The organism is Methylobacterium sp. B1, from assembly GCF_000333255.1.
GTDB lineage: Bacteria > Pseudomonadota > Alphaproteobacteria > Rhizobiales > Beijerinckiaceae > Methylobacterium > Methylobacterium fujisawaense.
The window spans coordinates 1-1,114 of sequence record NZ_BACT01000519.1 but is presented as its reverse complement, the minus strand read 5'-3'; the positions used below and the strand labels follow the sequence as shown (position 1 = coordinate 1,114).

Here is a 1,114-nt window from a genome sequence, read left to right as displayed (position 1 = left end):
TCGCGGACATCGCCTTCGGCCACGCCGCCCTCGCTCCGGCTGCGCTCCATCTCGGTGGCGGCCGCGCGTATCTGTGCGGCTGCGACAGGGACGGCCGGCTGGCCGCCTTCGATGTCGGGAGCGGCCGGGTCAGCGCGATGGATCCCGGCGACCTGCCGCGGGCAAGCCGCTGGCGCGTGATGGTGCCGGAGGGGAACGGGGTCGTGACGGTCTACGCGGCGGAGCCGGCCTGAACGCCTGCCGCGGGTTGGCTCAGCGCAGGAAGGTCGGTGCGACCCACCATGCAGGGTGGGCGGTGCGCAGGGCTGCGGCGGCCCGCACGGCCGCGCGCCGGTCGGCGAACAGCGCGAACACGGTCGCACCCGAGCCCGACATCCGCGCGAGGCGGCAGCCCTGGCCGCGGAGGGCCTTGAGCGCGTCGCCGATCACCGGTGCCACGGTCAGGGCCGGCGCCTCCAGATCGTTGCGGGCCCCGGCCAGGGCTTCCAGCAGCGTGCCGGTCGCCATGTCTTGCGGGATCGTCGGATGCGGTGCGCCCGGGAGCTCCTGGCCGGCGGCGAGGCCCAGCGCCTTGAAGACCGGGGCCGTGGGCACCGGGACGCCGGGATTGATCAGCACCGCCGGCAGCGGCGCGAGGCCGAGGGCCGGGCCGATCTCCTCCCCGGCACCGCGCATCATCCGGGCCCGCGGGACGAGGCAGACCGGCACGTCGGCGCCGGTCTCGCGCGCCACCGCGCCGACGGCCTCGTGGTCGAGGGACAGCCCGTTGAGGCGCGCCAGCAGCCGCAGGGCCGCGGCGGCGTCGGAGGAGCCGCCGCCGATCCCCGCCGCGACCGGCAGGCGCTTCACCAGATGGAAAGCGCCCACGCGCAGCCCCGGGACCCGCGCGGCGAGGCCCCGGGCGGCCCGGAGGACGAGGTTGTCGTCCGTGGGACCGGCCGGGCCGGCGGTGGGCCCGCTGACGGTCAGGCCCAGCGGGGCAGCGGGATCCAGCGTCAGGCGGTCGGCAGTCCCCGCGAAGGCGACGAGGCTCTCAAGCACGTGGTAGCCGTCGCCGACGCGGCGGCTGAAGACGTGGAGCGTCAGGTTGACCTTTGGCGGGGCGCGATCGGCG

Annotated in this window: 1 protein-coding gene and 1 pseudogene; one reads left to right on the top strand and one right to left on the bottom strand. The window is 76.8% G+C overall.

From position 1 onward, the window contains the following. Positions 1–233: pseudogene (locus I53_RS15355) on the top strand (hypothetical protein); the annotation flags it as partial. A 19-nt stretch (positions 234–252) separates the two neighbouring features. Here the strand turns inward: I53_RS15355 and I53_RS15350 are convergent. Beyond that, the coding region (locus tag I53_RS15350) for a 4-(cytidine 5'-diphospho)-2-C-methyl-D-erythritol kinase (protein ID WP_043352165.1) at positions 253–1,114 on the bottom strand (862 nt) is incomplete at its 5' end.